This window comes from Arthrobacter sp. Y3221157 (genome assembly GCF_059089865.1).
The window spans coordinates 1-7,899 of the sequence record NZ_JBNHFD010000119.1; the positions used below are offsets into that span (position 1 = coordinate 1).

Below are 7,899 nucleotides of genomic sequence, written 5' to 3' on the forward strand. Positions count from 1 at the left end.
GGACGGGCCCGCGGCTGCGCCGGGGGCCCGTCCGGTGGCCACCACCGAAGACCGGCTGCACCTGCTGGCGTTCCGGATGGGCGTGGAAACGGAGGCTGCAGCGCTGGCCGCACGCAACCACACCGAACGGCAGCTCCGGGCTGTCCAGGCGGCACTCGAGGAGTTCACCGGCAGCGCCGGGCACCCGGCCCACGCCATGAAATCCGACTTCGAATTCCACCGGGCGGTGGCCGCCGCCTCCGGAAACCCGTACTTCTCCGACTGCCTCGCCGCCCTGGGGCAGACCATGATCGCGATGCCGCGCACCCGCCTGATGACCGGCGTCGAGCACTATGCCCGCGATCATTTCGACCAGGTAGTGCAGGAGCACCGTTCCATCGCAGACGCCATCGGCGATGGCGACGAGGCCGCGGCCGCAGCCGCCATGCGCAGCCACCTGGCCAACTCACGACGCCGGTTCAGGGCTTCCGCTCGCGCGTCCGGCTGAGCCGGGGCAGCGCCTGAGCGGGCGCAGGCACCGTGGCGGCCGCCCGCCGTCGCGCCCTATCACCGCCGCACCTAAGCGTGTTTGCGCATCGGAATCCCGAATGCACTGATGCGCGAACAAGCACGGCTATCAACACCAGAAGACAACGCAAAAGAGCCCCGGTCCTAAGACCGGGGCTCTTCCATTTGCGTGCGCGAGGGGGGATTTGAACCCCCACGCCCTTTCGGACACTGGCACCTGAAGCCAGCGCGTCTGCCGTTCCGCCACTCGCGCGCAACTTCTTCCACCGGACCACTCCGGTTTCCCGGATTCGCAGTCTTGTAAAAGCAGCGAGATCAAGCATAACGGACAGATGCCGCAAAACACCAATTGGCCTGCTGGAGGCTGTGTGGAACCCCATACGGACAGCCGGGATTCCCTGTCCTGCCGCAGGTGAAACGGCCGTCAGGAACGGCTTCCGGGATCCCGGGGCACGAACTTTTCCGGGCGGCGGGCCGTTGTGGATTAAGGTCATTCACAGGCCTGCCCAGTAGTATCGGATGTAGAGGCGGCTGCGTCCTGCAGGTGCACTGCCGGGTTGTGAACTGCACGTAAAGAGAAGTTCCGGAACTAGGACTGCCCCGTATCCGGGGGGAAAGGAGAAGAACCATGGGCCTGCTGGACAAAGTTGAACGCGGCATTGAAAAGGCTGTCCGGGGCGTCTTCTCCACCGGATCCAAGGCCCAGGTTGAGCCAGTGGAAATCGCCAGCCGGCTGCGCCGGGAAGTGGACCACAGGTCCCTGACCGTGACCGCCGGGCGGACACTGGCACCCAATGTCTTCGACGTGCAGCTCAGCGACGACGACTTCCGGCGGGCCCAGGAATGGGGCACCCCGCTGGCAGAGGAACTCTGTGACGTTGTCATCAACCATGTCCGCGGCCAGGGCTACACACTGCAGGGCCCGGTGCGGATCTCCTTCCGCCGGGACACGGAACTGCGGGCCGGAGACTTCGAGATCGTCTCCTCCACGGAGAAATCAGGCGCCGCTCCGGCCGCTCCTCCCGTGCGGCCCAACGTTCCGGCCGCGCCCAGCCGCCAGCCGGTCCGGCTCCAGCCCGTCCTGGACATCGACGGCCAGCGCTATTCCCTCAATGCCCCCTCCATCGTGCTCGGCAGGTCGTCCGACGCCGACATCCACGTGGAGGACACGGGCGTCTCGCGCCGCCACCTCGAGATCCGCACCGCGAATGGCGTCTCCACGGCGGTGGACATGGGTTCCACCAACGGAAGCTACGTCAACGGCCAAAAGGTTTCCGGAAGCACCGAACTCACCGACGGCTCCACCATCACGATGGGACGGACAAAGATTATCTTCCGCCTGCTTCCAGCCAGCCCGGGTGGCCCCGCATGAGCGACCTCACCATCACCGCGCTGCGGTTTGGCTTCCTCCTGCTCCTGTGGGTGCTCATTTTCAGCATCGTCTCTGCCATGCGCCGCGACCTCATGGTGGGGCGCAAGGCAGCGTCCGGGGCGCCCACTGCCCGGCAGGTCCGCAAAAACCCGGATCTTGCCGATACCCCGCCGGCACCCGCCAAGCAGCAGGCCCGGCAGCTGGTGGTGGTCGAGGGACCGCTGAAGGGGACCTCGGTGCCGCTTGCCGCCAGCCCCATCCTCTTGGGACGCGCCCAGGAGGCAACACTGGTCCTCGAGGACGACTATGCCTCGGGCCGTCACGCCAGGCTGTTCCCCCAGGGCAGCCGCTGGTTCATCGAGGACCTGGGTTCCACCAACGGAACCTACCTCGCTGACCAGCAACTGACCCGTGCACTCCCCGTTGAGCCAGGCGTACCTGTGAGAATCGGCAAGACGGTCATCGAATTGAGGCCATAGCCGTGGCCGTCCCAGACAACACCGCAGACGGGCAGAAGCCCGCGGAGCGGCCCCTCATCATGCGCTTCGCCGCGCGTTCCGATGTGGGCCGGATCCGGTCAAAGAACGACGACTCGGCGTACGCGGGACGCCACCTGGCTGTCGTGGCTGACGGCATGGGCGGCCATGCGGGCGGCGACGTCGCCTCTGCCGCCACCGTCCTGGACATGATCCACCTGGACCGCTCGGACTACGACGGCGATGCGGGCACAATCCTCGCGGACGAGATCCAGACCGCGAACTCCCTGCTCTCCGAGCTGGTGCACATCAACCCGAAGCTGGCCGGGATGGGCACCACGGTCACGGCATTGCTGCTCGCCGAGGGCAAGCTGCACTTCGCCCACATCGGCGACTCCCGCGCCTACCGCCTCCGCGACGGCGAGTTCAAGCAGGTCAGCGTGGACCACACGTTCGTCCAGCGGCTCATCGACGAAGGCCGGCTCAAGCCGGAGGAAGCGGAAAGCCATCCGCACAAGAACGTGCTCATGCGGGTCCTTGGCGACGTGGACGCGAGCCCCGAACTGGACCTCGACACTCTTGATGTGAAGGCTGGCGACCGCTGGCTGCTCTGCTCCGACGGTCTCAACTACGTGGCGGGACATGCCGTGGAGCGCACCGTCAAGGAAACCAGGGACCTCCGCGAGTGCGTGGAAACCCTCGTCGATTTGACCCTCGAGGCGGGCTCCCCGGACAACGTCACCGTTGTGATGGTGGAGATCGTGGAAGAGACGCCCGACGACGTCAGCACCGCCGCCGTCGACGTCATCCCTCCCGTTGTGGGCACCAAGCCCGCTGCCGCGGCGGCTGACCCTGGTGCGCCTACCGGCAAAACCCCTCCGCCAAAGGGGTCCGGCATCCCTGGAACCGGAGCCAAGCCTTCGGACGCCGGCAAGGATGACGACTCCCAAGGAGAGGGCGAAGATAAGCCCGACGGCGAACATTCCGGATCGGGCGTGGTGGAGCCCGGTTCCACGGATCCGCACCTCGGCGAGCACCTGACCGCCGAGGTTCTCCGCGAAGAACTTTCCAGCAGGCCGCATGAGCTTGTCGGGGCCGCAGCGGCTGCCGCCGAGTCCGGTTCCATCCCCACTATCGGCGGACGGACTGTCGCCCGGCGCGCCGCAACCCTCCTCACCCACAAGGCAGAGCCGCTCACAGGCGACGAGGACGAAACCCTCGTTCCGCTGAAGCCGCGCCGATGGGTCACGTGGACCATCGCGGCCGCCCTCCTGGTGGTCCTGACCGTGGGCTTATGGCTGGGCTATGCCTGGACCCAGACCCGCTACTACATTGGCGAGCACGATTCCCGGGTCGCGATCTTCAACGGGGTTTCCCAGCGGCTGGGGCCCATCCAGCTGTCCAGCCTCGAAACGGTCACTGAGATCCGGATGGACTCACTACCGCCCTTCTCCCAGCAACGGGTCCGCCAGACGGTGCCCGCCAACGACCTCTACGACGCACAGCGCATCGTGAAGAACCTCGAGCTGACGGGCAGCACGTCCCCGGAAGACGAGTGCCCGTCCCCTTCGGCCAGCGCCGCGCCCTCAACATCCGCACCGGCACCCACGGCTTCCGCGTCGCCGGCCGCCACCGATCCCGCCGCGGCGGCTCCGGCCAGCCCGTCCCCCTCACCCACACCCACTGTTACCTGCGAGGTGGGCCAATGAGCCAGCTCAGCACCACTCCCAAACCGCGCCGCAACGTTGAACTCGCCCTGCTTCTGCTGGCCCTGGCCGTAGGCATCGGCGCCAACATGCTGGTCGGCGTTGACCAGGAAAAGGCATTCGACTCCGATTTCTGGTTCCAGTCCAGCCTCCTGGCAGTGGCTGCCTTGGTTTTCCATGGCGTCCTTCGATTTCGCGCCAAATATGCCGATCCGGTAATACTTCCGATCGTGGTCGCCCTGAACGGGATCGGGCTGGCAATGATCCACCGCCTGGACGCACCGGGCGAGGACACCGGGAACAACCAGTTGCGCTGGACCCTGATTGCCATGGCCGTAGCCATCGCCGTGATCTGGTTCCTCAAGGACCACCGGATCCTCCGCCGCTTTACGTTTATCTCCCTGGCGGCCAGTGCATTCCTGCTGATCCTGCCCCTGGTGCCCGGCATTAGCGCCGGCGAGATCCTTGGCGCCCGGGTATGGATCCGGCTCGGCCCCATGACATTCCAGCCAGGCGAGGTTGCCAAGATCACCCTGGCCATATTCTTCGCCGGTTATCTGTCCTCCAACCGTGACCTCATCCTGCTGGCAGGCCGTAAGGTTGGCCCGCTGCAGTTCCCGCGGTTCAAGGACATGGGCCCGATGATCACTGCCTGGCTGGTCAGCATCGGCGTGCTCATTTTCCAGCGCGATCTGGGCTCCTCCATCCTCTTCTTCGGCCTGTTCATCGTGATGATCTACGTGGCCACCAGCCGGATCAGTTGGGTGGTGATCGGCCTGGCCCTCATCGCCGGCGGCGGGTTCGTTGCAGCCCAGGTGTTCTCCCACGTGGAGCTCCGGATCTACGGCTGGCTCAACGCCTTCACCGAGGAGGTGTACGGACGCTCCCCGGGCGGCAGCCTGCAGATCGTCCAGGGCCTCTTCGGGATGGCCAATGGCGGCTTGGTGGGCACCGGACTGGGGCAGGGACGGCCGGACCTGGTCCCGTTCGCCAACAGCGACATGATCATCGCGTCCCTGGGTGAGGAGCTGGGGCTCATCGGACTGTTCGCCGTCGTCCTGATGTACCTCCTGTTGTTCACCCGCGGCTTCCGTGCCGCACTAGGCACCAGGGACGCGTTCGGAAAGCTCCTCGCCTGCGGCCTGTCCTTCGCAGTGGCGCTGCAATGCTTCGTGGTGATCGGCGGCGTGACGCGCCTGATCCCCCTGACCGGCCTGACCACGCCCTTCCTGGCTGCGGGCGGGTCGTCACTGTTGGCCAACTGGATCATCGTTGGCCTGCTCCTGATGATTTCGCATACCGCCCGCGGCCCCGTGGACACCACACCCCTGCCGCCGGCCAAGGGAGCCGAAGCAACCGGCATTGACACTCCTACCGAGGCGGTGAAGCACCTGTGAACCAGGCAATTCGGCATTCGTGGGTGGCGGCCGTCGCCATGTTCGCCCTGATATTCGGCGCCATCAGCTATGTCCAGGTGATCGGCGCTGACGAACTCAAGGCAAACCCCTGGAACCAGCGCGCTGTCCTGCAAAGTTTCTGCAACGACCGCGGGGCCATCGTTGTTGGCGGTTCCCCGGTTGCGGAGTCCGTGGAAAGCGGCTCGGAGACCTGTGCTTTCCAGCGCACGTACCCGCAGCCGGAGCTGTACGCCGGCATCACCGGGTACTTCTCCCAGAACTTCGGCGCCACCGGCTTGGAGCAGTCCATGGGCGGCGAACTGGCGGGCAACTCGGACCAGCTGTTCCTGGACCGGGTGGGACAACTGTTCCTCGGCAACCAGCCCAAGGGGGCATCGGTGGAGCTCACCATCGATCCTGAGCTCCAGCAGCTCGCCTACAGCCTGATCCCGGACGGTCAGCGGGGATCCATCGTGGTCACCAACCCCAAGACCGGCGCCATCCTGGCCATGGTGTCCAAGCCCTCCTACAACCCCAACCTCGTGGCTACCCAGGACCTCACCGCTGCCGCTTCCAGCATGAATGAACTGGTCAAGGTGCCCGGAATCAACCTGAACCCGAACGTCAGCGGGCCCACCGGCGAACTGCTCGCCCCCGGCTCCGTGTTCAAGCTGGTGGATACCGCCGCTGCCCTGGCATCCGGGAAGTACAACAAGGACAGTGAACTTCCCAATCCGGCAGAACTGCCGTTCGAAGGTATCCAGTACCGCCTGCCCAACTATGCGGGCGGCAACTGCTACACCCGGAACACGGCCAGCTTCGCTTTCGCCCTGCAACAGTCCTGCAACACGCCCTTCGCGAGCATCGCCCTGGATATTGGCCGGGACGCCATCGCCGAGCAGGCCGAGAAGTTCGGCTTCGGCCAGGACATGGGTGACCAGCTGAAGCTCGACTACGCCAGCGGCAACACCTTCCCGGATGACCTGGACGGCCCCGGCCTGGCACAGTCCGTCATCGGCCAGAAGGATGTCCGCGCCACGCCGCTGCAGGTGGCCATGATGACCGCGGCCATCGCAAATGACGGCGTGCAGATGCAGCCCAACCTCATCAAGGTCCTGCGCGCCCCGGACCTGCGGGTCATCGATGAACCGCAGCCGAAGACGCTCCGCACGTCCACCACCCCCGCCATCGCCAACCAGATCACGGACTGGATGGTCAGCGCGGTCAGCGAAGGCATTGCAAACCGCGCAGGCGTCCCGGGTGTCCAGGTGGCGGGCAAGACCGGAACGGCGGAGCTCGGCAACGGAACCAACAACTCATGGTTTACGGGATTTGCCCCCGCAAACAATCCGCAGGTGGGTGTCACCATCGTCATGGAGGGCGTAGACATCAACACCGGCGCACAGCTGACCAGTCCGAACGCGAAGAGAATTTTTGAGGCGGTGTTGAATAAGTGAGGCCTACAACCGGAATCACCCTCGGCGGCAGATTCCAGCTGACCACGCGGATCGCGATTGGCGGCATGGGGGAAGTCTGGAAGGCGAAAGACCTCGTCCTGGGCCGCATCGTCGCGATCAAGGTACTCAAGGAGGAATACACCGGTGACCCCGGGTTCCTCCAGCGGTTCCGCGCGGAGGCCCGCCACACCGCACTCCTGAACCACGTAGGCATCGCCAACGTCTTCGATTACGGCGAGGAGGAGGGCTCGGCCTACCTGGTCATGGAGCTCGTTCCCGGACAGCCTTTGAGCACCATCATCGAGCGCGAGCAGGTGCTCTCCCCGGACCGCACGCTGTCCATCATCGCCCAGACCGCCCGTGCCCTGGCCGTTGCCCACGCCCAGGGCCTGGTTCACCGCGACGTCAAGCCCGGAAACCTCCTGATCACCCCTGACGGGCGGGTAAAGGTCACGGACTTCGGCATTGCCCGGCTCGCGGACCAGGTTCCGCTCACCCAGACCGGCCAGGTAATGGGCACGGCCCAATACCTGGCGCCGGAGCAGGCAACCGGCCAGACCGCAACCGGTTCATCGGACATCTACTCCCTGGGAGTAATCGGCTACGAGTGCCTCAGCGGACACCGGCCCTTTTCCGGGGAGTCCCAGATCGCGATCGCCCTGGCCCAGGTCAACGACGCGCCGCCGCCCCTGCCGGAGAGCCTGCCCGCACCGGTCCGCGCACTGCTGATGTCCATGCTGGCCAAGGACCCCAAGGACCGCCCGGCCAACGCCATCAAGCTGGCGGAGGCCGCCGAGGCCATCCGCAACGGTGACATCAACGCAGCACGCGCCGCCGTACCCGGCATGCTTCTTTTCGATGCGTCAACCGGCCCCATCACCGCCCCCGTCCACGGCGTATCTCCCGGGCCGGGCAACACCAGATGAGCAAACACGGACCCCTGTTGAAGGGTCATAACTTCGGAAGTGGTTCCGGTGCAGTCCA

6 protein-coding genes, 1 tRNA gene and 1 pseudogene are annotated in these 7,899 nt (G+C 65.8%); 7 read left to right on the forward strand and 1 reads right to left on the reverse strand.

All coding sequences use genetic code 11. From position 1 onward, the window contains the following. Nucleotides 1–487: FadR/GntR family transcriptional regulator (locus AC5RTT_RS18895; RefSeq protein ID WP_494146477.1), on the forward strand; the 487-nt coding region annotated here is incomplete at its 5' end. 190 nt (nt 488–677) lie between these two features. On the opposite strand, the gene AC5RTT_RS18900 is transcribed toward AC5RTT_RS18895, so the two are convergent. Continuing rightward, nucleotides 678–760 (reverse strand) — tRNA-Leu (locus AC5RTT_RS18900). A gap of 375 nt (nt 761–1,135) precedes the next feature. On the opposite strand from AC5RTT_RS18900, the gene AC5RTT_RS18905 reads away from it, so the two are divergent. From AC5RTT_RS18905 to AC5RTT_RS18930, 6 genes and pseudogenes are all read left to right on the forward strand, one after another. Further along, nucleotides 1,136–1,879, forward strand: coding sequence for an FHA domain-containing protein (locus AC5RTT_RS18905; protein WP_494146478.1), 744 nt, complete (start codon nt 1,136–1,138; stop codon nt 1,877–1,879). Next, nucleotides 1,876–2,358, forward strand: coding sequence for an FHA domain-containing protein FhaB/FipA (locus AC5RTT_RS18910; RefSeq protein ID WP_494011377.1), 483 nt, complete (start codon nt 1,876–1,878; stop codon nt 2,356–2,358). Before AC5RTT_RS18905 ends, AC5RTT_RS18910 begins: the two co-directional genes overlap by 4 nt. 2 nt (nt 2,359–2,360) lie before the next feature. Next, a complete protein-coding gene (locus AC5RTT_RS18915) occupies nt 2,361–4,064 on the forward strand; it encodes a PP2C family protein-serine/threonine phosphatase (protein ID WP_494146479.1) in 1,704 nt (567 codons plus the stop codon). After that, nucleotides 4,061–5,458, forward strand: coding sequence for an FtsW/RodA/SpoVE family cell cycle protein (locus AC5RTT_RS18920; RefSeq protein ID WP_494146480.1), 1,398 nt, complete (start codon nt 4,061–4,063; stop codon nt 5,456–5,458). Before AC5RTT_RS18915 ends, AC5RTT_RS18920 begins: the two co-directional genes overlap by 4 nt. Next, nucleotides 5,455–6,915 (forward strand): peptidoglycan D,D-transpeptidase FtsI family protein, encoded by a 1,461-nt coding sequence (locus tag AC5RTT_RS18925; protein WP_494146481.1) that lies wholly within the window; start codon nt 5,455–5,457, stop codon nt 6,913–6,915. Before AC5RTT_RS18920 ends, AC5RTT_RS18925 begins: the two co-directional genes overlap by 4 nt. Further along, nucleotides 6,912–7,805, forward strand: a pseudogene (locus AC5RTT_RS18930) (serine/threonine-protein kinase); the annotation flags it as partial. The gene AC5RTT_RS18925 and the pseudogene AC5RTT_RS18930, both read left to right, overlap by 4 nt. Between the last annotated feature and the right edge of the window lie 94 nt (nt 7,806–7,899).